Genomic DNA, 22,501 nt, shown 5'->3' on the forward strand with positions numbered 1-22,501 from the left:
GTGGGTCCACCCGGGTCAGGCGTTGGGCGGTGTGCGGGCCGCGCGCAGCCCGTGGGCCAGCGCGGCGACCGCCCAACTGACCAACGCGATCACCGCAATCCCCGCGATGAAGAGCACAAAGGTCGCCATGGGCGTTGAGAGGCCCGCCGGCATCTGCTCGGCAAGCGCCGGTGGCAGAGCGCCGGTCACGAAGCTCACCCCGAAGGTCGCCGCGAGCCAGAGCGCGCCCAGCCCGGCCGCCACAAGCGTGGCGGGCCCGGCGCTGCCTGTCCGGCGCGGCGCCCGCACGGCCCGATGGAGCGCGGTGATCTGGCGTCCGATATCCTGCTGCATGGCCATCACCGCCGGGACCAGCACGAGCACCAGAAGCATCCCGAAGCCGAGCCCGTAGACCAGCGTGATCACCGTGGGCTTGAGGAATTGCGCCTGTTGCGACCCCTCATAAAGCAGCGGCGTCAGCCCGAGCACCGTGGTCAGTGTCGTCAGCAGAACCGGGCGCAACCGGTCCGTGGCCCCGTCGATGATCGCGGGGATCAGCCCGCGTTCCTTGCCATACTCGTCAATGGTCGTGACCAGGACGATACTGTCATTGATGATGATCCCGGCCATGCCGATCAGCCCGACCACCGAGAACATCGACAGCGGTACATCCCAGATGTAGTGCCCCCAGATTGCGCCGATGAACCCGAAGGGGATGACCATCATCACCACCGCCGGGCGCGTCCAGCTCGAGAAGATCCAGGCGAGGCAGAGATAGATTCCGATCAGGCAGAGCAGGAAGCCCAGCGTCGCATCCGTGAGGAAATCGCGCTCCTGCTCGGCGAGGCCGGACTGGACGTAGTTCACGCCATAGACTTCCTGGATTCGGGGCAGATGCTCATCGGTGAGCGCGGCGTTGATCTCGGCGGCGCGCACGGCATTGTCGCCCGAGATATCGCCCGACACCGTCACCACGCGCAGCCCGTTCTCGCGCTGGATCCGCGAGAACCCGTCCTGACTGCGGACCGACACGATATCCGCAAGCGGCACATAGGCCCCGCTGGGCGTGCGCAACTGCATCCGGTCGAGGAAATCCGCCCCCAGCTCGCGCGCGGGCAATTCGACCCGGATCGCGCCCGTGCGGGTGCCCGACGGATAGGTCGCGGCCTCGATCCCGTTCAACCGGTTGCGCAGCTCGCGCCCCAGCGCGTCGATGTCAAACCCGAGCTGGCTGCCGATCGGCGTCAGCTCGAGCACAAGCTCTTCCTTGTCATAGGCGAGACTGTCTTCGAGGGCGGACACCTCCGGGTACACCGCCAGCGCGGTCTTCAGCGCCTCGGCGGCTTCCTTGAGGACCTGAGTGTCGGCGCCGTAGAACTCGACCGAGAGCGCATCGCCCCCCGGCCCCGAGCGCCAGCCGCGGAAGCTGAGCGTCTCAAGCTTGGGATGGCGCGGCACGGCGTCCTGCAACTCGGCGAGGAAGGCGAAGGACGAATAGGGCCGCAGATCCGCATCGATCAGGTCAATCGCGATTGAGCCCAGCTGATCCGCGTCCTTGGTGTCAGCCCCGGCCAACCCGCGCCCGGTGGTGCCGCCCACCTCAGCGAGAACAAAGGCCAGCGGGTTCACCCCGTATTCGGCCTCGTAGCGGGCGCCGAGCTCTTCGGTGGCGGTCTGGATCACGCCCATGACTTCGAACGTGTCTTCGCGCGTCGCCCCGGGCAGCATGGCGAAATTGCCGGTGATCGAGCCGCGCTCGGGGGCGTTGAAGAACCGCCATGTCACGTCTCCGCGCACGAAGAGCGCCGCCTGGGACAGCAGGAGCAACACCGCCCCCGCAAAAACCGGGTAGCGTGCGAGAATGACCCAGCGGATCAGGCGGCGGAAGATCACCCGCTTGACCCAGTCGAGGCCCCGGTTCACCTGTCGCGAGGGCCAGTCATACCAATGCTCCTTCGCGGAATGCGCGAGGGCATGGGCCATGTGGTTGGGCAGGATCAGAAAGCATTCCACGAGGCTGGCAATCAGCACGGCGATGACCGTGAACGGGATCGCCACGATCAGGTCGCCGAAGCGCCCGTCAATCGCCGTCAGGCCGAAGAACGCGATGACCGTGGTGATGGTGGCCGAGAAAACCGGTGGCGCCATGCGGATCGCAGCATTCTCGGCGGCGGTGGCGGCATCCTCGCCCAGATGGCGGGCGCGGTAATCGGCATGTTCGCCCACGACGATCGCGTCATCCACCACGATCCCCAGCGTGATAATCAGCGCAAAGAGCGACACCATGTTGAGCGTCAGCCCGCCGAGATACATTAGCGATACCGCTGCCAGCATCGCCACGGGGATCCCGGCGGCGACCCAGAAGGCCGTGCGGGCATTGAGGAACAGAAAGAGCAGCGCCACCACCAGCCCGAGCCCCACAAGGCCATTGTCCAGAAGGATGTTCAGGCGGCTCGAAATCGCCTCGGCCCGGGTGCGGATCAGCTCGATCTGAACCCCTTCGGGCAGGTCCCGCTCAAAGGCGGCGGCGACCTCGGCCACCTGGGCCTGGATCGCGATGGCATCGCCGCGGTTGCTGCGGTCCACGCGCACGGAAATGGCCGGGTTCTCGCCGACGAAATAGGCCCGCTCGCGGTCCACGCCGCCGACAAAGATCGTCGCGACATCGCCTATGGTCAGCAGGCTGCCATCTTCGTTGGTCCGCAGGGCAAGGGCCGAGATCTGGTCCGCGCTGCGGGTTTCGGTGCCCGTGCGCACCCGCGCAGTCCCCCCGGCCACATCGCCCGAGGGCGCGCTGTCGGCGGCGCCACCGATGGCCTCGGCAATCTCGCTGAGCGTCAGGTCATAGCGGATCAGGTCGAGGGTCGAGACCTCGACCAGGGTCTCTGGCGCCGCGATCCCCCGGATCGTGGCCCGGGTAACGCCAGCCTCGAAGAGCCGGGCGACGAACTCGTCCGAGAACCGCGCAAGCTGATCCACGCCCACGGGGCCATGGACCACCACATCGGTGATCCGGTCGCGCCAATTGCTGCGCCGGATCGTGGGCTCTTCGGCGTCGTCGGGCAGGTCGGTGACGCTGTCCACCGCGACGCGCACATCATCGGTGGCGCGGCTCATATCCCAGCCCGGCTCGAATTCCACCGACAGGGTGGCGCGGCCCTCGCGCGCAGTGCTGGAGCTTTCGGTGACGCCTTCGACCGCCTGCAGGACCGGCTCGATCAGCGCGACGATGGCGCGGTCCACATCCTCGGCCCCGGCCCCGTCCCAGGTCACGCTGACGGTCACGTCATCGACCACAACATCCGGGAAGAACTGGGTGCGCATCTTGGGCACCACGAAAAGGCCCACGGCCAGCAGCATCACGAGCAGCAGGTTCGCCGCCGTGCGATGGCGGGTGAAGTAAGACAGCAATCCGCCAATCGCGCCCATGTCAGCCCCCCATCCGGCTTTCGATCCGGGCGACCACGGCGGCGGGCACCCGATCCTCGGTCAGTTGCCCGAGAACCCGGGCCTTGGCGGCCGCAGGCATCCGGGTGTTGCCCTCGACAAAGGCGATGAGGCGCGCGCGGCGCTCCGGGTCCAACTCCAGCATGTCCGGCGCAGCGGCGGTGGTGATCTCGGCCTCGGCGCGGACGGGGCGGATCTTGATCCCCGCACCCAGAACCGGGCTGCGATCGGTCACGACCTCGCGCCCGGCATGACCGCCGACCCGGACGATCAGATCATCCCCCTGACGGCGGACAATCTCGACCCGCCCGGTCTCAAGCCGGTCCTCCGCCCCCAGAAGCAGCACACCGCCCTCGGGCGAGACCGCGCTGGAGGGCAGGAGGACGACGCCGGACAGCTCCGGCTCGGGCGCGGTGACAGTCACGAAATCCCCGGGACGAAAGGCCGGGGCATTCGAGAGCTGCGCAAAGAGCAGCCGTCCGGTCTGCCCCTCGCCAACCAGCGCCCCGGCGCGGGTCAGACGCCCCTCGGCGGTGATCGCTTCGCCCAGCACATCGAGCGTGACGGACACATCCGTCTGTCGCAGGCGGCCATCGGGTCCGAGCAGGCGCAGGTATTGCGCGGCAGAGGTGCGAAAGGCGACCTCGAGGGCGGTGGGGTCCACAAGCTGGGCAATCTGTTCATTGGCGTTCACCAGCCCGCCGATCACGGCGGTGGTTGCGGTGAGCGTTCCGTCAAAACTGGCCGTCAGGGTGGTGTCCGCAAGATCCCGGGCCGCCTCGGCGACCTCGATTTCGCGCCGGTCGACGCGGGTCTCGGCGAGGTCGATACGCGCTTCGGAGGCCGCAAGGGCCTGACGCCGCGAGAGCAGCGCCTGCACCGCAGCCGCCTCGGCCAGCGCGGCAATCTCGACCGTGGCCTCGGTGCCGACACCGCGGTCCTGCAGGTTGCGCTGCCGTTCCAGGGCCTGTCGGCGCAAGGCAAGCTGCGCCTCGGCGGCGGTGACATCATCCACCGCCAGCTCCAGCGTGCGGAGCGCGTCGCGCAGATCCGCGCGGGCCTCGTCGAGATCCGTTTGCACCTTCTGGAGGGCGGTTTCCGCATCTGCCGGGTCGATCTGGACCAGCACGTCGCCCGCGGCGACCCGGCCGCCTTCCTCGAAGGCCGGGTGCAGGGCGAGCACCGTCCCGGCACTTGGCGCGCGCACCTCGAGGGTGCGGCGGCTGCGGATTTCGCCATAGACCGAGAGGCTCGGGGTCAGTGTGGCCGGCTCCAGCGTGACGACGCCCGCCGCATAGACTCGCTCGCGCGCCGGGCGCGAGGGGCCGTCATCGGCGTTCCGGGCGGTGATGGCGTCGGACAGGATCAGACCGCCCATGCCCAGAAACCCCACCGTGAGTGAGAGGAGCACGAGCCCGACGAGGCTGCGGGTCAGGAAGCGCATGGCGAAGGATCTCCGGGCTTTGGGCGGTCCTGTAAGGGTATACGGATGAGATAATGGCTTCCGTCGCAGAAAACAGCGAAAATCTCGAAACCGTTAGCCGAGAAGCGCCATCACCGCATAGAGGGTCACCCCGCCCAGGGCGACCGAGAGCACGACATTCTTGGTCAGGATGCCGACCACGAGGGTCACGGCAGCCGCCGAGAGACGCGCGGGCTCCGGCGTGCCGCCCGTGGCCGCAGGCCAGAGCACCAGCGGCGCGATCAGGGCCGGAAAAACCGCCACCGAAGTGTAGCGCAGGTGCCGCAGGACCCATTCGGGCAGCGCGCGCCCGCCAAGCAGCCCCATGAAGGAATAGCGGATCAGGAAGGTCCCGATGCCGAGGGCAACGATCAGCCCCCAGAGGGTTATGGCCGACATCTCGGTCATGTCTGGCCCTCCCGGCGGCGGGTCTGCCAGAGCTCGACCTGAGCCCCGACCAGCAGGGCGCAGAGCGCCGCGAGGATGATGCCGAGGCTGAAGGGGATGCCGACAAAGAGCAGCGAGAGGACCGTCGCCGTCAGGGCCGCCGCCACATGGGCCAGGCTTGTGAGGGCGGGGGCGATCAGGGCGAGAAAGGTGATCGGCAGCGCGAAATCGAGCGCGTAATCCGGGGGGATCCGGGTGCCCAGCACGGCACCGAGATAGGTCGAGGGATACCACAGCAGGCAGATCGGCGTCGCCGTGCCCAGATGGAAGGCGAACCGGGCGCGCAGGCTCATCTCAGGGCGGGCCTGGAACCGCGCGATGGACACTGCGTAGGTCTGATCGACGAGGAAATACGCGCAGAGCGCCCGCTGCCACAGGGGCAGGGGCCCGAGATAGGGCGCGATGGAAGCCGAATACATCGCCATGCGCAGGTTCACCGCGAGCGCGGAGGCTAGGATCACGAGCACTGGCGCATTCTCGGTCATCAGCTGCACGGCTGTGAACTGCGCGGCCCCGGCGATCACAAGCAGGGAGAACCCCATCACCTCTGCGATATTGAGCCCGGCTTCGGTGCCGACCACGCCAAAGAGCAGACCGAAGGGAATGACGACCAGCAGGAACGGCAGGCCGCCGAGGAGGCCATCGAGATAGGGGCGGTCGGGTCTGTCTGGGGTCATGGAGAAGGTCCTTTGCCCGCTGGCTAGATCAAGCCGGGGGCAGGTGCAATCACAGGTAACAAGGTGTGATCGAGACGGGCAGGGGCGCCCGGTGGCGGGTCCCTGACAGGACCCGCGGACCCGCGGGGCCGGTGAACCGCGCGCCCCAAACCCGACAGAGGGGCCGGGCGCTGTCGGACGGACGGTGCGCGTCCGCCCCGACCGTCCCGGTCGGGGCCATGGCAGCCTATTCGAAGGTCTTCGTCACGCGCCCCAGCAGCATGAAGGCCCGGGCCGAGCGGGTATCGGCGAGCTTGATGATCTCTTCATCCGTGGCATGGGCCGCAAAGGCTGAGAATGTCCGGTCGAAATGGCGCAGGAAGTGGTGCACCGTATCGCGGAAGATCGGGTCGGATTTCATCCGCGCCGAGCTCAGCGCGAGGCAGGAGCGGTCCCGGATCCCGCCCAGGGCCGCGACGGAGCGCCCGCGCTCGCCATCCGCAAAACGTCGCCAGGCCTCGGGCTTGGCGCGATCCGGCATCAGGTCATCCATATAGATCCCGTCCTCGGACAGAAGTGTCAGCACATCCTGGGCCGAGCGGATCAACTTGCCCGCATTGCGATCCTCGAGCGCTCGGCGCAGGGCGCGGAAGCCCTCCTTGTCTTCGGCGGTCTCGGGGAAATTCGCGGCGCGGATGAATTCCGACACGGAGATCGGCTCGCGCATGTCCTCGGGCGGCGCATCCAGGCCCAGCGAGGGCTGCGGATCCGGGCGCGTGCGGGGTATCGCCGGCTCGGCCAGCGCTGCCTTGGTCTCGGACGGGGGCGGTGTCCCGCCGCCCGACCGCGCGCTGGCAAAGGTCACCAGCGTGCTGTCCGTATGGCGGGTGGTCTCGGCGATCTCGTCGATCTTGCGCGCCACGGTCGGTGGCACGGCGCCGCCGCTGACCGACTGGCGCAGGGCGGTCTCGCGCATGGCGGTCAGCGCCTCCTGCAGCCGTTCGGCTTCCTCGCGCATGATCCGCGCGGTGCGCGCCACGGAGGCCGCCACCCAGATCAACGCAATGGGCAGAAACACCGCCAGAAGGATCATCACGACGCCAAGCCCGCCCGCCCCCGTGGCGGCGATGCTGGCCCCCAGATCGAGCCCGAAGAACAACAACAGGATCGCCGCCAGCCAGACGAGGCTGAGCGCCAGAGCGATCACCTCGATGGCGGTGATCGCAGGTTTGGGGCCCTGCGGCGCGCCGCCTGATCCTGCGGGACCGGTCCTCTGCTGCGCCATGTCTGGCTCCGTGCTGCTGCGGTCTTACTTGTAGGCGATCTCGAGGACCTCGTAGGATTTCACACCGCCGGGGGTGCGGACATCCACGCTGTCGCCTTCTTCCTTGCCGATCAGCGCGCGGGCAATCGGGGATTTGAGGTTCAACAGACCCTTCTCGATATCCGCCTCGGCCTCGCCGACTATCTGATAGGTCTTCTCCTCGTCGGTCTCTTCATCGACGATGGTCACGGTCGCGCCGAACTTGATCGGCCCGGACAGGGTCGCGGGGTCGAAGACCTGCGCCAGCGACAGCAGCGCCTCGAGCTCCTTCACCCGGCCCTCGATGAAGCTCTGCTTCTCGCGAGCAGCGTGATACTCGGCATTTTCCGACAGGTCGCCATGTTCCCGCGCTTCGGCAATCGCGCGGATCACAGCGGGACGTTCGATGCTCTTGAGCTGCTTGAGCTCGGCATCCAAAGCCGAATGACCCCGGCGGGTCATGGGGATTTTTTCCATGGGTCTTTCCTGAGAATGCGAGTCGCAACGTGAAGACAGAACCATAATCAAGCCCGGCCATGGTGCAAGACCGGTTTCAAACTGGAAACGTTGCGTCCCGTTTCGTTGCGATGCAGCGTCACAATTGACGCTTTCCTAAGGGACGGCTATCTCGTCCCGCAACAATATTTCAACGCCGCGGGATTCTCCGCAGGCCAGCCAGTGTGAGAGCCAATGACCGAAGTGCAGCGCGAAGCCATGGAATACGATGTCGTAATCGTCGGAGCGGGCCCCGCGGGCCTCTCGGCGGCGATCCGGCTGAAGCAGCTGGATGCGGATCTCGAGGTGGTCGTGCTCGAAAAGGGCTCGGAAGTGGGCGCGCATATCCTGTCCGGAGCGGTTCTGGACCCGGTAGGGCTCGACGCGCTGATCCCGGATTGGAAGGACAAGGGCGCCCCGATCACCGTGCCGGTGCGCGAGGACAAGTTCTACATGCTGGGCGAGGCGGGTCAGATCCGGATCCCGAACGCGCCCATGCCGCCGCTGATGAACAACCACGGGAATTACATCGTCTCCATGGGCAATGTCTGCCGCTGGATGGCCGAGCAGGCCGAGGCGATGGGCGTCGAGATCTTCCCGGGCATGGCCTGTTCCGAGCTGATCTATGGGGACAATGGCGAGGTCAAAGGCGTGGTCGCGGGCGAGTTCGGCAAGAACCCCGATGGCAGCCAGGGCGCGGGCTACGAGCCGGGCATGGAGCTGCACGGCAAATACGTGATGCTGGGCGAGGGCGTGCGCGGCTCCCTCAGCAAGCAGGTGATCGAGAAGTTCGACCTTTCCATGGGGCGCGAGCCGCAGAAATACGGCCTCGGCATGAAAGAGATCTGGGAGATCGACCCCGCCAAGCACCGCGAAGGTTCGGTCACCCATACGATGGGCTGGCCGCTGGGCAAGAACGCAGGCGGCGGGTCCTTCATCTATCACCTTGATAACAATCAGGTCTATGTGGGGTTCGTGGTCCACCTGAACTACGAGAACCCCTATCTTTTCCCCTATATGGAATTCCAGCGCTTCAAGCATCATCCGATGGTCGCTGAGCTTCTGAAGGGCGGCAAGCGCGTGGCTTATGGCGCGCGGGCGATCTCGGAAGGGGGCTATCAGTCCATGCCGAAATCGGTCTTCCCGGGCGGTGCGCTGCTGGGCTGTTCGGTCGGGCTGGTGAACGTGCCGCGGATCAAGGGCAACCACAACGCGATGCTCTCGGGCATGGCCGCTGCCGAGGCCGCACAGGCGGCCATCGCCGCGGGCCGGTCCGGCGACACGCTGGATGGCTACGAGGCCGAGCTGCGTGACGGGCCTGTGGGCAAGGACCTCAAGAAGGTGCGCAACGTCAAACCGCTCTGGTCGAAATACGGGCTCATGGCCTCGCTGACCATGGGCGGGATCGACATGTGGACGAACACCTGGGGCTTCTCGCTGTTCGGGACGGTCAAGCACGGCAAGACCGATGCCGAAGCCACGGGCAAGGCCGCCAAGTTCGAGCCGATCGACTATCCCAAGCCCGATGGCACGCTCAGCTTCGACCGGCTGACCAATGTGGCCTATTCCTTCACCAATCACGAGGAATCCCAGCCCGGACACCTGACCCTGCGCGACGCGGGCATCCCCGTAGGACAGAACCTGCCGGATTACGCGGGCCCCTCAGCGCGTTACTGCCCGGCCGGGGTCTATGAGTTCGTCAAGGAAGACGACAAGCCCACGCGGTTTGTCATCAACTTCCAGAACTGCGTCCACTGCAAGACCTGCGATATCAAGGACCCGGCCCAGAACATCGTCTGGACCACGCCCCAAGGTGGCGACGGCCCGAATTATCCCAATATGTGAGCATCCGGGCGCCCTCGCGCCCGCGCGCCTGACATCTGCGTGAAGCGCCCCGTACCGGTTTCGGTGCGGGGTGCCTTTGCATTGCGACTTGGCAAAGGCCTCGCTACGGTACCGCATACTCCAGCGGACACCCCCCAGTTGAGAGGTTTTTTGAGATGATCAGACAGGCCGCCCTCCGGGCCAGCGTGGCGCTTGCCCTCGTGCTCAGCGTACCGATGACCACCCCCGTTTCCGCCGCGCCCAATGGCGTGTCCGGGGCCTATCTCGCCGGACGGGCCGCCAGCCTGAACAGCAATTACGCCGAAGCGGCCCGCTATTTCGCCCGCGCGCTGATGCGGGACCGGGCGAACCCGGCCCTGATGGAAAGTGCCGCGATCGCCTTTCTCGCGCTGGGCGACCAGAAGAGCGCCTATCCCATCGCCCTGAAGCTCGCCAAGGATTTCCCGACGAACCAGATCGCGGGGCTTGTGCTGGCGGCGGACATCCTCGGCCCCGATGGCGATCCCGAGGCCGAGGTGCCCGGCGTGGGGCCCGTGGGCGACAAGCTGGTCGCCGGGTGGCGCGCGCTGGAACAGGGGCAGGCGGATGCCGCCTTCGGGATCTTCGACGAGATGATCGAGGACCCGCGCACCCGGGCCTTCGGGATCTACCACAAGGGCATGGCGCTGGCACAGGTCGGCGATTTCGAGGGCGCGCTTGCCATGCTGACCGAGGATGGCTCGGTGGCCGCCTCGCTCTCGGGCCGTGCAATCATCGCCACCGCGCAGGTGCTGGCCCAGCTCGACCGGGCCGATGAGGCCCGCAGCCTGATCGAGGCGCGGATCGGGCGGGACGCCCCGCGTGGTGCGGCGCTGCTGGACCAGATCGACGCGGGCACGCTCAGCTTCGATGTGGTGCCCACGCCCCAGGCTGGCTATGCCGAAGCGTTCTTCACCGTGGCGGTCGCTCTGAACGGACAGGCGTCGGACAACTTCACCCTGCTCTATGCCCGGGTGGCCCAGACCCTCGCGCCGGATCATATCGATGCGATCCTGCTGACGGCGAGCCTGTTGGAAAACCTCGAGCAGTATGACTTGGCCAACAAGGCCTATGATCAGGTGCCCCGGAACAGCCCGGCCTTCCTGACCGCCGAGATCGGGCGAGCCAATGTGCTGCGCCGGGCGGAGAAGCCCGATGCGGCGATCGAGGTTCTGACCCAGCTGGTCGAGACCCATGGCAGCGTGGCGCGCGTGCATTCCGCGCTGGCCGATGCCCATCGCCGGATGGAGAATTTCTCCGAAGCTGCCGCCGCCTATGACACGGCCATCGAAATCTCCGAGGCGCAGGGCGAGCAGGATTGGGTCCTCTATTACGCGCGCGGCATCGCCAACGAACGGATCGGTGCCTGGGACGCGGCCGAGGCCGATCTGCGTCTCGCGCTAGAGCTCAACCCGGGGCAGCCCATGGTGTTGAACTATCTCGGCTACTCCTTCGTGGAGCTTGGCGAGAACATGGACGAGGCGCTCGACATGATCGAGCAGGCCGTCGCCGCGCGGCCCGATAACGGGTATATCACCGACAGCCTCGGCTGGGTGCTCTACCGCATGGGGGATTTCGACGAGGCGGTGCCCTATATGGAACGGGCCGTGGCGCTCGAGCCGCTGGATCCGATCATCAACGACCATCTGGGTGATGTGTATTACGCCGTCGGGCGCAAGCGCGAGGCGGAGTTCCAGTGGAAGCGGGCCCTGTCCTTCGACCCGGAGGTCGAAGAGGCCGAGCGCATCCGCCGCAAGCTCGAGGTTGGTCTCGACGCCGTGCTGATCGAAGAAGGGGCCGAACCCACCCATGTTGCCAGGGACTGACGGCGCGCGGCTCGAAGGCTTCGCACCGGCCAAGGTCAACCTGACCCTGCATGTCACGGGGCAGCGGGCGGATGGTTACCACCTGCTCGACAGCCTCGTGGTGTTCGCCGATTGCGGAGACCGGCTCTGGCTCGATCCTGAGGGGCCGCTGGGCCTGACCGTATCCGGCCCGCGCGCGGCAGGGGTGCCCACGGATGCCAGCAACCTGATCCTCAAGGCCGCGGCGCATCTCGGTGCGACCCGGGGCGCGGCCCATCTCGAAAAGCATCTGCCCGCCGCAGCGGGGATCGGGGGCGGCTCGTCGGATGCCGCCACGGCGCTGCGCCTTTACGCCGAGGCAGCGGGGCGGGGCGTGCCCGATGACGGCGCGGCGCTGGGGGCGGACGTGCCGGTCTGCCTGCGCGGGCGCGCGACCCGCATGGCGGGGATCGGCGAGAGGCTGTCGGCTCTGCCCGGCCTGCCGGCGCTGCCTGCGGTGCTGGTCAATCCCGGGGTGGATGTGCCGACGCCGGCTGTGTTCAAGGCGCTGACACGGAGAGACAATCCGCCTATGCCCGCGATCTTGCCTGCCTTTGCGGACCCGTTGGGCTTCGCGGGCTGGCTCAACACCCAGCGCAATGATCTGGAGGCCCCGGCAGGGGAACAGGCCCCGGTCATCACCGAGGTCCTGGCGCGGCTCGCCGCGGCAGAGGGCTGCGCGCTTGCGCGGATGTCGGGGTCCGGGGCAACCTGTTTCGGGCTCTTCGGGTCCGCGGCGGGGGCGTCAGCCGCCGCCGCCATGATTGCCGCCGATCACCCCGACTGGTGGGTGCAGGCCACGACCTTGCGCTAGGCGCTCAGGTCAGGCGCGCCACCACGTAATCGGCCAGATCCCGCAGCATATCCGTCAACGGATGGGGCTGGACCGCGTCCAAAGCCGCCTTGGCCTGGGCCGCATAGGCGAGCGCATCGGCGCGGGTGGCCTCCATGGCGCCGTGCTTGTCCAACAGGCTGAGCGCATGCTCGAGATCGCCCTCCCGCTGATCGCCCTTCTCGATGACCCGCTGCCAGAAGGCGCGCTCGGTCTCGTCCGCCTGCGCCACGGCCTTGATCACCGGCAGGGTCAGCTTCCGCTCACGAAAGTCATCGCCCACATTCTTGCCCGTCTGCGCGGCATCCCCGCCATAATCCAGCAGGTCATCGACAATCTGAAAGGCGATCCCCAGCGCGTCGCCATAGGTAAAGAGCGCGCGGATCTGGGCTTCATCCGCGCCCGCGATCACCCCGCCAACCTCGGTCGCCGCCGAGAAGAGCGCGGCCGTCTTGCCGCGCACGACCTTGAGATAGATTTCCTCATCCGTGGCCAGATCCTGCGCCGCCGACAGTTGCAGCACCTCGCCCTCGGCGATTGTCGCGGCGGCATTCGCCAGAATGTCGAGCACCCGCAGGCTGCCGGTCTCGACCATCAACTGGAACGAGCGGGCGAACAGGTAGTCGCCGACCAGAACGCTCGACTTGTTGTCCCAAAGCAGGTTCGCCGTGGGCCGCCCGCGGCGCTGATTGCTTTCATCGACCACGTCGTCATGGAGCAGTGTCGCCGTATGGATGAATTCCACCGTCGAGGCCAGATGCACGTGGTACGGCCCCTCATAGCCACAGAGCCGCGCCGTCGCGAGGGTCAGCATCGGGCGCAACCGCTTGCCCCCGGCCTCGACCAGATGGGCGGTCACCTCGGGGATGCGCGGGGCATGTTCCGAGGCCATCCGATCCCGGATCAGGCCATTCACGGCCTCCATATCTTCGGCGAGATAGGCGGCGAGACGTTCATGGGGTTTGGTGGCTGCGGCGGTATCCAAGCTCATCACGGCTCCGTCATGCGGCTCGACAACCGAACCCTACTGGTCTTATCTCAACGTCATGAGAGAGCTGCTGCGCACCAACGATCCGACCATCATCGCTTACGCGTCTGCCCTGCTCCAAGGCGAGGGTATAGACTGCTTCCAGATGGACGTCCACATGAGCGTACTCGAAGGATCCATTGGCGTTTTGCCGCGGCGCCTGATGGTGCATCAACGGGACATGTTCCGGGCCCGGGCCGTGATGACAGACAATGATATCCCGGTGACCGAAGACCGCCCGGCGTGACCCCGGAGGCGGCGTCAGAGATCAGCCTGGACGGGTTTCTGGGAGGGCGGTTGCGGCTGGCCCAACCCCGGCGGGGATACCGCGCGGGCACGGATCCGGTCCTGCTGGCGGCGTCCGTTCCCGCCCGGGCCGGGGAGAGCTGCCTCGATCTCGGCTGCGGGGTCGGCACAGCGGCCTTGTGCCTGAGCGCGCGGACCGGCGCGGTCTGCGACGGGGTCGAGTTGCAACCGGACTATGCAGCACTGGCGCGGCAGAATGCAGAGGCGAATGCCCTGCCCCTGACCGTGTGGGAGGCTGACCTAATGGCCCTGCCGGACGCGCTGCGCCAGCGCAGTTTTGACCATGTGATGCTCAATCCACCCTATTTCGCCCAAGGGGCTGGAACGGCTGCCCGCGACCCCGGCCGGGACCGCGCCTTGCGGGATCGGGGCGATTTGCGGGACTGGCTGGGTGTGGCAGTACGTCGCACCAAGCCCAAAGGCTCGGTGACGGTGATCGCGCGGACCGACCGTCTGCCGGAGCTTTTGGCAGCGGTACCGCCCCACCTCGGGTCGCTTCGCTTACAACCCCTGGTTGCGCGGACGGGCCGTCCGGCCAAGCGGTTTGTTTTACAGGGCTTCAAGGATGGGCGCGCCCCATTTGTTCTCTGCGCGCCCTTGGTGCTGCATGAGGGGGAAACGCATCTGCGTGACGGGGATGACGCGTCCAATACTGCGCAGGACATCCTGCGAAACGGGGCAAAACTGCGGTTTCTGGACGCGGATCGTTAAGAAATTTGACGAAAACGCTCAGTTGTTTTTCGTGACACGACTCGGGTTCTGTGCTGCACTTTCCCTACTGTCCACATTTACAAGGAGGTCGCCCATGACCGTGAGTTCGCACATCGAGGAACTCCGCCGTAAACACCAAATCCTTTCTGCACGTGTGGATGACGCGCAACGAAGTGCAGGAACGGACAGTTTGACGATTGCTTCATTGAAGAAACAGAAGCTGCACCTGAAAGAGCAGATCGAGCGCCTGCAAGACACCTGACGCAGCGCATTACACTGCGGTTCGGTGCTCCTGACCGAGCCGCAGCCCCGCAAGGCCTCTCAGGTTTTGACATCCGCCGAGTCGACGAATGTCATCCCATGATCGAGCGCCGTAATCTCTTCCACATGATCGAACAGCCACGACAGGAACGCTTTCACCTGCGGTTTCTCTGACGCCTCCTGCGTGCAGAGCACGCGGTAATGGGCCTCGGTCGTGATCGCTGTGGGGAAGGGGATCACGAGGCGGCCTTCCTGCAACGCCTTGGCGGTCAAGGAGGCACGGCCCAGCACGACACCTCCGCCGGTCTCTGCCGCATCGATCGCATGATCGGCTTGGCTGAACTGGGGTTTCACCTCGGGTGGGTTCGGCACGCCCATGGCCGTGAACCAGGTTGCCCAGTTGCAGGGCGGGTCCACGAAATCGAGATTGCCATCCTCCAGCAGATGCAGCTTGAGCAGATCGGCGGGCGTTTTCAGCCCTTCGGCGAGACGCGGGGGCACCATCGGTGTGAGCCATTCGCGCACGAGCACCCGGCTGTAAAGGTCGCGGTCATCGCCCCCCATGCCGAACCGGATAGCCACATCCACATCGTCCCGGTCAAAATCCATCAGCCGCAGGGTCGCGGAAAAGCGCAGCTCCACATCAGGATGGGCCTGAGCAAAATCGAACAAACGCGGCGCAAGCCATTTTGCGGTGAAGGCCGGGCCAGCGGTGACAGTCAATGTGCGCGTGTCCAGCGCGCGCCGCGTCGCCAGCCATGCCCGGCGCAGGGCGTCGAAGCCTTCCGCGGCGCCAGGGGCGAGCGCGTGCCCGGCCTCGGTCAGCTCGACAGCGCGGTTCAGCCGCCGAAAGAGCGGCGCGCCCAGATACTCCTCCAGCCCTTTGATCTGAAAACTCAGGGCTGCAGGGGTGACGTTCAGTTCCGCCGCCGCCTTGGCAAAACTCATATGGCGGGCGGCAGCATCGAAGGCGCGCAGGGCGGTCAGAGGGGGGAGGCGATCGGACATATCAGATAAGTATACCTTAACTGAATGCGGGAAAAGTCTCGTTTGTGGCTTTTTGTTAGCGGCATCATATTAGGGACAGTTCAGAAATTCAGATCAAGGATCTTCGCCATGACCCATGCCACCGCCACCCTGACCACCCAAGACGCCATCGCCCGCGGCCGCAGCGAACGCGCTGCCGCCTTTGCCCTGTTCCTGCGCTGGGCATTTCCGGGTCACAGCGCTGAAACCGGTGCCCGGGCAGAAACCGCGTAGCGCCCACGCTAGGCGACGCACGCAAAAGGGCGGCCCCATCCGGGACCGCCCCTTTCGTGTGTTGCGCTGAGCGCAGATCAGCTGAAGAACTGAGCGCCGTTGGCCGAAATCGTGGAGCCGGAGATGAAGCCCGCATCATCGGAGGCCAGGAAGGCCACGCAGCGTGCGATTTCCTCGGGCTCGCCGAGGCGGCCTACCGGGATGCCTGCCACGATGGAATCGCGGACTTTTTCCGGGATCGCCATGACCATTTCGGTGGCGATGTAGCCGGGGCAGACGGCGTTGGCGGTGATGCCGGCGCGCGCGCCTTCCTGAGCCAGGGACTTGATGATGCCGAGGTCACCGGCTTTGGTCGCGGCGTAGTTCACCTGGGCGAACTGGCCTTTCTGACCGTTGACCGACGAGATCACGATGACCCGGCCGAACTTGCGCTCGCGCATGCCGGGCCAGACCGGGTGGACTGTGTTGAACACGCCGGTCAGGTTGGTGCCGATCACTTCGTCCCACTGCTCGGGGGTCATCTTGTGGAAGGGCGCGTCGCGGGTGATGCCCGCATTGGCGACGACAACCTCGATCGGGCCGAGATCGGCTTCGACCTGGGCGATGCCCGCCTTGCTCGATTCGTAGTCGGCGACGTTCCACTTGTAGGTCTTGATGCCGGTCGCGGCGGTGAAGGCCGCTGCTTTCTCGTCATTGCCCGCATAGGTGGCCGCAACGGTGAACCCGTCCGCCTGCAGTTTCTTGGAAATGGCTTCGCCGATGCCGCGCGAACCGCCGGTAACTAGTGCAACACGTCCCATTAGATATCCTCCTCGAGGTAGGTATTTGTCCGACCGGGACGGGTGCGTCTCAGATGATCCCGGTGGAATAGGTTGGGCGGCCCGCCTTGGGACCGCCCGGGATCAGATCAGGGGCGCTCAACGCAGAGAGCCACGCCCATGCCGCCGCCGATGCAGAGGGTTGCGAGACCCTTCTTGGCGCCGCGACGCTGCATTTCGAAGAGCAGGGTGTTCAGGACGCGCGCGCCGGAGGCCCCGATCGGGTGACCGATGGCGATGGCCCCGCCATTGACGTTCACGATCGACGGATCCCAGCCCATGTCCTTGTTCACGGCGCAGGCCTGGGCGGCGAAGGCTTCGTTGGCCTCCACGAGGTCGAGGTCGTCGACCTTCCAGCCAGCCTTGTCGAGCGCCTTGCGCGACGCGTAGATCGGGCCCACGCCCATGATCGACGGGTCGAGACCGGCGGTGGCATAGGAGGCGATCCGGGCCATGGGCTCGATGCCGCGCTTCTCGGCTTCATCCGCCGACATCAGCAGAACGCCCGCCGCGCCGTCATTCAGACCCGAAGCGTTTGCCGCAGTGACCGAGCCGTCCTTGGTGAAGGCGGGGCGCAGTTTCTGCATCGCTTCCATGGTCGCGCCGTGGCGGATGTACTCGTCCTTGTCCACGACGATGTCGCCCTTGCGGGTCTTGATCGTGTAGGCGAAGACCTCGTCGTCGAACTTGCCGGCCTTCTGGGCGGCTTCGGCCTTGTTCTGGCTGCTGACGGCGAACTCGTCCTGCATGTCGCGGCTGATCTGCCACTGCTCGGCCACGTTCTCGGCGGTCTGACCCATGTGGTAGCCGTTGAAGGCATCCCAAAGACCGTCGCGGATCATGGAGTCGATGAACTTCATGTCGCCCATCTTCTGACCCGCGCGTAGGTTTGCCACATGGGGGCTCAGCGTCATGTTTTCCTGACCACCCGCACAGACCACGGTCGCGTCACCCAGCTGGATGTGCTGGGCGCCCAGAGCCACGGCGCGCAGGCCCGACCCGCAAACCTGGTTGATGCCCCAGGCGGCACCTTCGATCGGCAGACCCGCATTCACATGGGCCTGACGGGCCGGGTTCTGACCCTGACCGCCGGTCAGAACCTGACCGAGGATGGTTTCGGAGACGTCGGATTTCTCGATCCCGGCCCGGGACACCAGTTCCTGCAGCATGGCCGCGCCGAGATCATGGGCCGGCGTGTTGGCGAACGAGCCGCCGAAACTGCCCACGGCAGTTCGTGCGGCGGATGCGATTACAACGTTGGTCATCTAAGGTCTCCCTCTAAGGTCTTTCGGGCGCCCGGGTTCGGCAGGCTGCTTGCGGTGCATGACGAAATGTCCTCTTTCGTCTATTGGAGGAAATTCCAGCGGGGCACCTGACATCGTGTCTCACTCCTATGGTCGGAGTCCGGCTTGCCGGGGGGCTTTGGACACAAGGGTGCGGAAATTTGTTAACTATATGAGAGGGTTGGCGCGCTGAGCTGTGCGCGCGCAGTGCGGTAAAAAAAATTTACCACACATGCGTGCAGCGCAAAGCCGCCCTGCGAGAGGCGGCGTTTACCCGTTAAGGCTGTGCTGAGAAGGGTCGATGCGCGCGAAACGGCGTCGCGTCGAGAGTGATTCAGGCGCGCAAAAGGGCGGCGTCGTCGAGCCAGGCGGGCTTCGTGCTGGGGGCTGCGAAGTGATAGCCTTGCATGCAGTCGATCCCCGCAGCGGTCAGGAAGGCCGCGTCGGTTGCCGTCTCCACCGACTCCGCCACGGTGAACATGTCGAAATGAGCGGCCAGCGAGATCAGCGCCTGGGTCAGCACCTGATTGTCCACATTGCTGGAAATGTTCCGGATGAACTTGCCGTCGATCTTGACGATGTCGAAGAAGAAGTCCCGCAGATAAGCGAAGGAGGTTTGACCCGCCCCGAAATCATCCAGTGCGAAGGTGATCCCCTTGCGTTGCAGATCGCGCATGAACTTGGTCACGATCTCGGGGATGGCCATGGCGGATTGCTCGGTGATTTCGAGAATGAGCCGCTCTGCCGCCGTGGGGTCCGCCGCAAGGCCCCGTTCCAGGACCTCGTTCCACTCCGGATAACCGATCGACCGGGCGGACATGTTGACCCCCAAACGCAGGGTGGGCACCTGGCGCAGCGCCTCCAGACCGCGTTCCAGCGCGAGGCAGTCGATCTGCCGCCCAAGCTCCTGTTCCTCGACCACGGTGATAAAGTCCCGGGCCGGGATCAGGCGTCCTGAATCGTCGTGGATCCGGATCAGCCCCTCTTGATAGGCGACCTTCTTCTGGTTGCCGGCCTGCATCACGGGCTGAAAGGCCAGCAGCGCGTTTTTGTGGGCGACCGCCTGTTTCACAAGGGCGAGTGTGGACTTGTCGCGCTGGGCGACGGCCTCGGACAGGGGGTTCTTCTGGTTGGGACCAGCGGATTTGGCAGGGCGCTTCGGCGGCATGGGACAGCTCCATTCGTTACGAGGCCACCATTGCGCGAGAACCCTTAATTCGTCATGAATCTTCCTGCTTTGTTCTAAATTGGACTCAAATGCCGCGATTGGAGGCCCCGATGACCGAAACCCGATGCGACTGGTGTGGTGATGACCCGCTTTACGTGGCCTATCACGACACCGAATGGGGTGTGCCGGAGCGCGATCCCCGCGCCCTGTTCGAGAAACTCACCCTCGAGGCGTTTCAGGCCGGGCTGAGCTGGATCACCATCCTGCGCAAGCGCGAGGGGTTTCGCAGCGCCTTTGCCGGTTTCGACCCCGCGATCATCGCGGCCTGGGGCGATGCCGAGGTGGCGCGCTTGTTGCAGGACCCCGGGATCGTGCGCCATCGCGGCAAGATCGAGGCAACCATCGGCAATGCCCGCGTCTATCTGGAGATCGAGGAAAAACAGGGGTTCTCACCTTATCTCTGGGGTTTTGTCGCAGACAGCCCGATCGAGAACCAATGGACCAGCCTGTCCGAGGTCCCCGGCTCGACCGATATCTCCAAGGCGCTGTCCAAAGACCTCAAGGCGCGGGGCTTCAAGTTTTGCGGGCCGACGATCGTTTATGCCTTCATGCAGGCGGTGGGCATGGTGAATGACCACCTCGTTTCCTGCCCCTGGCATGCCCGCGTGGCGGCCCTTGGGGGGGCGGCGCGCTAGCTGCCCGGCTGTTCGTCGATCAGCCGGGTAAGGATCGCCTTGGCCGACGGGGTGTCCCATTCGGCGGCCCCGACCAGCCGGGCGATCTCGGTTCCGTCGCGGTCCAGAATCACCGTCGTCGGCAGGCCGGGCACGGACATCGCATCGGCGATTCCCTGCTTGATGTCACGATACTCGGGCAGGGAGGCGACCTCTGCCTCGCCAAAGAACCGCTTGATGCCGGTCACCGAGTTGCGCCCCGTGGCCAGGGTCACCACGGCGAAATCCTCACCCCCCATGGAGGTGTTCAGCCGGTCCAGCCCGGGCATCTCTTTCTTGCAGGGGCCGCACCAGGTGGCCCAAAAGTTCAGCACGACGATCTTGCCCTCATAGGCCGCCAGGCTCGACTGGCTCTCGTCGTCCAGCACGAAGGGCAGGTCCGAGCTCGGCTGGGCGGTCTCGTGAAAGCGCAGCTTGATCATCTCGCCCTCGCGCAGCGCCTCGAGCGCCGGGATGTCGCGGAGGACGGGCTGGCCCGTGTCGGCATTTGCACCAAGGGCGGCGCCCAGATATAGGACGGCGAACGCGATCCAGCGCATATGTCTTCCTTCTCTTTGCTTCACGGGGCCGAGCCATGTCCGACACCAAATCCAACGCCATGTGGGGCGGCCGCTTCGCCGCGGGACCGGATGCGATCATGGAGGCGATCAACGCCTCGATCTCCTTCGATCAGCGGTTGGCGCGGCAGGATATCGACGGCTCCCGCGCCCATGCGGCCATGCTTGCCCAACAGGGTATCCTCAGCAGTAAGGACGTGGAGACGATCCGGGAAGGCCTCCTCACGGTCTTGTCAGAGATCGAAACAGGCGCGTTCGCCTTCTCGGCCGCGCTGGAGGACATCCACATGAACGTGGAGGCCCGGCTCAAGGAGCTGATCGGCGAGCCGGCGGGGCGGCTCCATACGGGGCGCTCGCGGAACGATCAGGTGGCGACGGATTTCAAGCTCTGGGTGCGGGACCAGTTCGACGCGGCGGAGCAGGGGCTCGAGGCGCTGATGCGCGCCCTTCTGGCCCAGGCCGAGGCCGGGGCCGACTGGGTGATGCCGGGCTTCACCCATCTGCAGACCGCGCAGCCGGTGACCTGGGGCCATCACATGATGGCCTATGTAGAGATGTTCGCCAGGGACCTGAGCCGGGTGCGGGATGCCCGGGCACGGATGAACGAATGCCCGCTGGGGGCTGCGGCCCTCGCCGGGACCTCCTTCCCGATTGACCGGGAAGCGACGGCGGCCGCGCTCGGCTTTGACCGCCCGGCGGCCAATTCGCTGGACGCGGTCTCGGACCGGGACTTCGCGCTGGAATTCCTGAGCACGGCGAGCATCTGCGCCATGCATCTCAGCCGGATGGCCGAAGAGCTGGTGATCTGGTCCTCCGCGCAATTCCGTTTCGTGGCGCTGTCGGACCGGTTCTCCACCGGCTCCTCGATCATGCCGCAGAAGAAGAACCCGGATGCGGCCGAACTGATCCGGGCCAAGATCGGCCGGATCGTCGGGGCGAATGTGGCGCTTCTGACGGTGATGAAGGGGCTGCCGCTGGCCTATTCCAAGGATATGCAGGAAGACAAGGAGCAGGTCTTTGACGCCGCCGACACGCTGATGCTGGCGCTGGCGGCCATGACCGGCATGGTCGGCGACATGACCGCGAACCGTGACAGCCTGGAGGCGGCGGCGGCCAGCGGCTTCTCAACCGCGACGGATCTTGCCGATTGGCTGGTGCGGGAGTTGAACTTGCCCTTCCGCGATGCACATCATGTGACAGGCACGCTGGTCGCCATGGCCGAGGATCAGGGGTGTGATCTGCCGGATCTGAGCCTCGCGGACATGCAATCGGTCCATGGCGAGATCACCGAGGCGGTGTTCGATGTGCTCGGCGTGCATAACTCGGTGGCCAGCCGCACCAGCTATGGCGGCACGGCGCCCGTTCAGGTCCGCGCGCAGATCGCGCGCTGGAAGGAGATTTTGGGATGAGCCTGCGCAAAACGCTGGGCCTCGGGGCCCTGTGCCTCGTTCTGGCGGCGTGCAACGTGTCGGACCCGCGCGTCGGCGCGGGCGTGAGCGTGGGATCGGACGGCGTCCGCGTCTCGCCCTCGGTCGGGGTCAGCCTGGGCCGGGCCCGTGTGGGGGTCGGACTATGAGACCGCTCTGGATCCTCGCGGCCCTCGGCCTGCTGACCGCCTGCGGTGTGGATGGCGCGCCCTCGGCCCCGCCCGCCGATGACCGCCCCGAACCCGGGGTGACCATTTCGGGGACAGCCTCGGCGGGCGTGAAGGCCCGGTTCTGATGTCTTTGCTGCGTTGGCTCTATCTCGCGCTGGCCATCTGGGGCGCGATCCACCCGATGTATTATTTCGTCACCTACATGCAGGAGACGGGCACGGGGCTCTCGGGGCTGATCGACGCGTGGTATGTGAACAACTCCACCACCGGGCTGACCTGGGACCTGACGATTGCGGCGATCGCCCTGACGGTTTTCGTGATCTCCGAGACCGTCATGCGCAAGAACTGGATTGCCCTTCTGGCGGTGCCGGCGACCTTCTGCATCGGGGTGTCCTGCGGATTGCCGCTCTATCTTTTCCTGCGCGGCGGGCCGGTGCGGGCGCGCTGATCC

The 22,501-nt window shown here is 66.0% G+C and carries 24 protein-coding genes; 12 read left to right on the forward strand and 12 right to left on the reverse strand.

Annotation, left to right across the window (positions count from 1 at the left end):
* Nucleotides 1-15: 15 nt before the first annotated feature.
* The 6 genes from ACP15I_RS19970 to greA all read right to left on the reverse strand — a co-directional run bounded on the left by ACP15I_RS19970 (nt 16) and on the right by greA (nt 7,771).
* On the reverse strand, nt 16-3,408 hold the full coding sequence (locus ACP15I_RS19970; RefSeq protein ID WP_424976403.1) for an efflux RND transporter permease subunit: 3,393 nt from the start codon (nt 3,406-3,408) through the stop codon (nt 16-18).
* Between the two features lies 1 nt (nt 3,409).
* Nucleotides 3,410-4,870: an efflux RND transporter periplasmic adaptor subunit gene (locus tag ACP15I_RS19975; RefSeq protein WP_424976404.1), complete on the reverse strand. Its 1,461-nt coding sequence runs from the start codon at nt 4,868-4,870 to the stop codon at nt 3,410-3,412.
* Nucleotides 4,871-4,963: 93 nt separating this feature from the next.
* A complete protein-coding gene (locus ACP15I_RS19980) occupies nt 4,964-5,296 on the reverse strand; it encodes an AzlD domain-containing protein (protein ID WP_424976405.1) in 333 nt (110 codons plus the stop codon).
* Nucleotides 5,293-6,012, reverse strand: a complete 720-nt coding sequence (locus ACP15I_RS19985; RefSeq protein WP_424976406.1) for an AzlC family ABC transporter permease — start codon at nt 6,010-6,012, stop codon at nt 5,293-5,295. The genes ACP15I_RS19980 and ACP15I_RS19985 overlap by 4 nt, the downstream gene beginning before the upstream one ends.
* 226 nt (nt 6,013-6,238) lie before the next feature.
* Nucleotides 6,239-7,276: a hypothetical protein gene (locus ACP15I_RS19990; RefSeq protein ID WP_424976407.1), complete on the reverse strand. Its 1,038-nt coding sequence runs from the start codon at nt 7,274-7,276 to the stop codon at nt 6,239-6,241.
* Nucleotides 7,277-7,300: 24 nt separating this feature from the next.
* Entirely contained in the window at nt 7,301-7,771 is a 471-nt protein-coding gene (gene greA, locus ACP15I_RS19995) for a transcription elongation factor GreA (protein ID WP_424968200.1), read from the reverse strand.
* Between the two features lie 213 nt (nt 7,772-7,984).
* Here greA and ACP15I_RS20000 point away from each other — a divergent pair, with 213 nt between their 5' ends.
* From ACP15I_RS20000 to ACP15I_RS20010, 3 genes are all read left to right on the forward strand, one after another.
* Nucleotides 7,985-9,634, forward strand: coding sequence for an electron transfer flavoprotein-ubiquinone oxidoreductase (locus ACP15I_RS20000; RefSeq protein ID WP_424976408.1), 1,650 nt, complete (start codon nt 7,985-7,987; stop codon nt 9,632-9,634).
* 155 nt (nt 9,635-9,789) lie between these two features.
* Nucleotides 9,790-11,478, forward strand: coding sequence for a tetratricopeptide repeat protein (locus ACP15I_RS20005; protein WP_424976409.1), 1,689 nt, complete (start codon nt 9,790-9,792; stop codon nt 11,476-11,478).
* Nucleotides 11,462-12,310: a 4-(cytidine 5'-diphospho)-2-C-methyl-D-erythritol kinase gene (locus ACP15I_RS20010; RefSeq protein WP_424976410.1), complete on the forward strand. Its 849-nt coding sequence runs from the start codon at nt 11,462-11,464 to the stop codon at nt 12,308-12,310. Before ACP15I_RS20005 ends, ACP15I_RS20010 begins: the two co-directional genes overlap by 17 nt.
* A gap of 4 nt (nt 12,311-12,314) precedes the next feature.
* On the opposite strand, the gene ACP15I_RS20015 is transcribed toward ACP15I_RS20010, so the two are convergent.
* Nucleotides 12,315-13,319, reverse strand: coding sequence for a polyprenyl synthetase family protein (locus tag ACP15I_RS20015; protein ID WP_424976411.1), 1,005 nt, complete (start codon nt 13,317-13,319; stop codon nt 12,315-12,317).
* Nucleotides 13,320-13,374: 55 nt separating this feature from the next.
* On the opposite strand from ACP15I_RS20015, the gene ACP15I_RS20020 reads away from it, so the two are divergent.
* The 3 genes from ACP15I_RS20020 (at nt 13,375) to ACP15I_RS20030 (ending at nt 14,634) form a co-directional block, all read left to right on the forward strand.
* Nucleotides 13,375-13,602, forward strand: coding sequence for a DUF2007 domain-containing protein (locus ACP15I_RS20020; RefSeq protein ID WP_424968194.1), 228 nt, complete (start codon nt 13,375-13,377; stop codon nt 13,600-13,602).
* Entirely contained in the window at nt 13,599-14,372 is a 774-nt protein-coding gene (locus tag ACP15I_RS20025) for a tRNA1(Val) (adenine(37)-N6)-methyltransferase (RefSeq protein ID WP_424976412.1), read from the forward strand. Before ACP15I_RS20020 ends, ACP15I_RS20025 begins: the two co-directional genes overlap by 4 nt.
* Before the next feature lie 94 nt (nt 14,373-14,466).
* Nucleotides 14,467-14,634 carry a YdcH family protein gene (locus ACP15I_RS20030; protein WP_424968192.1) on the forward strand — a complete coding sequence of 56 codons (168 nt, stop codon included), beginning with the start codon at nt 14,467-14,469 and terminating at the stop codon, nt 14,632-14,634.
* Nucleotides 14,635-14,693: 59 nt separating this feature from the next.
* On the opposite strand, the gene ACP15I_RS20035 is transcribed toward ACP15I_RS20030, so the two are convergent.
* Nucleotides 14,694-15,641: a transcriptional regulator GcvA gene (locus tag ACP15I_RS20035; RefSeq protein ID WP_424976413.1), complete on the reverse strand. Its 948-nt coding sequence runs from the start codon at nt 15,639-15,641 to the stop codon at nt 14,694-14,696.
* Nucleotides 15,642-15,749: 108 nt separating this feature from the next.
* Between ACP15I_RS20035 and ACP15I_RS20040 the strand changes: the two genes are divergently transcribed.
* The gene (locus ACP15I_RS20040) at nt 15,750-15,893 is read left to right on the forward strand and encodes a hypothetical protein (RefSeq protein ID WP_424976414.1); all 144 of its coding nucleotides are present in this window, start codon (nt 15,750-15,752) and stop codon (nt 15,891-15,893) included.
* 77 nt (nt 15,894-15,970) lie between these two features.
* Here ACP15I_RS20040 and phbB read toward each other — a convergent pair whose 3' ends face one another.
* The 3 genes from phbB to ACP15I_RS20055 form a co-directional block, all read right to left on the reverse strand.
* Entirely contained in the window at nt 15,971-16,693 is a 723-nt protein-coding gene (gene phbB, locus ACP15I_RS20045; protein ID WP_424968188.1) for an acetoacetyl-CoA reductase, read from the reverse strand.
* A 107-nt stretch (nt 16,694-16,800) separates the two neighbouring features.
* Complete coding sequence (locus ACP15I_RS20050; RefSeq protein WP_424976415.1) at nt 16,801-17,976, reverse strand: acetyl-CoA C-acetyltransferase; 1,176 nt, start codon at nt 17,974-17,976, stop codon at nt 16,801-16,803.
* Nucleotides 17,977-18,328: 352 nt separating this feature from the next.
* Nucleotides 18,329-19,162 carry an EAL domain-containing protein gene (locus ACP15I_RS20055; protein WP_424968186.1) on the reverse strand — a complete coding sequence of 278 codons (834 nt, stop codon included), beginning with the start codon at nt 19,160-19,162 and terminating at the stop codon, nt 18,329-18,331.
* 110 nt (nt 19,163-19,272) lie between these two features.
* On the opposite strand from ACP15I_RS20055, the gene ACP15I_RS20060 reads away from it, so the two are divergent.
* On the forward strand, nt 19,273-19,857 hold the full coding sequence (locus ACP15I_RS20060) for a DNA-3-methyladenine glycosylase I (protein WP_424976416.1): 585 nt from the start codon (nt 19,273-19,275) through the stop codon (nt 19,855-19,857).
* Here ACP15I_RS20060 and ACP15I_RS20065 read toward each other — a convergent pair.
* On the reverse strand, nt 19,854-20,435 hold the full coding sequence (locus ACP15I_RS20065) for a TlpA family protein disulfide reductase (protein ID WP_424968184.1): 582 nt from the start codon (nt 20,433-20,435) through the stop codon (nt 19,854-19,856). The genes ACP15I_RS20060 and ACP15I_RS20065 overlap by 4 nt on opposite strands.
* Nucleotides 20,436-20,470: 35 nt before the next feature.
* On the opposite strand from ACP15I_RS20065, the gene argH reads away from it, so the two are divergent.
* From argH to ACP15I_RS20085, 4 genes are read left to right on the forward strand one after another with little or no spacing between them, the layout of a single operon-like run.
* The gene (argH, locus tag ACP15I_RS20070) at nt 20,471-21,862 is read left to right on the forward strand and encodes an argininosuccinate lyase (RefSeq protein WP_424968183.1); all 1,392 of its coding nucleotides are present in this window, start codon (nt 20,471-20,473) and stop codon (nt 21,860-21,862) included.
* The gene (locus ACP15I_RS20075; RefSeq protein ID WP_424968182.1) at nt 21,859-22,029 is read left to right on the forward strand and encodes a hypothetical protein; all 171 of its coding nucleotides are present in this window, start codon (nt 21,859-21,861) and stop codon (nt 22,027-22,029) included. The genes argH and ACP15I_RS20075 overlap by 4 nt, the downstream gene beginning before the upstream one ends.
* Nucleotides 22,026-22,175 (forward strand): argininosuccinate lyase, encoded by a 150-nt coding sequence (locus tag ACP15I_RS20080; RefSeq protein WP_424968181.1) that lies wholly within the window; start codon nt 22,026-22,028, stop codon nt 22,173-22,175. The genes ACP15I_RS20075 and ACP15I_RS20080 overlap by 4 nt, the downstream gene beginning before the upstream one ends.
* A complete protein-coding gene (locus ACP15I_RS20085) occupies nt 22,175-22,498 on the forward strand; it encodes a DUF2834 domain-containing protein (protein WP_424976417.1) in 324 nt (107 codons plus the stop codon). Before ACP15I_RS20080 ends, ACP15I_RS20085 begins: the two co-directional genes overlap by 1 nt.
* The last annotated feature ends 3 nt before the right edge of the window (nt 22,499-22,501 follow it).

Source organism: Dinoroseobacter sp. S124A, assembly GCF_049801015.1.
In the GTDB taxonomy this organism is placed as follows: Bacteria; Pseudomonadota; Alphaproteobacteria; order Rhodobacterales; family Rhodobacteraceae; genus Dinoroseobacter.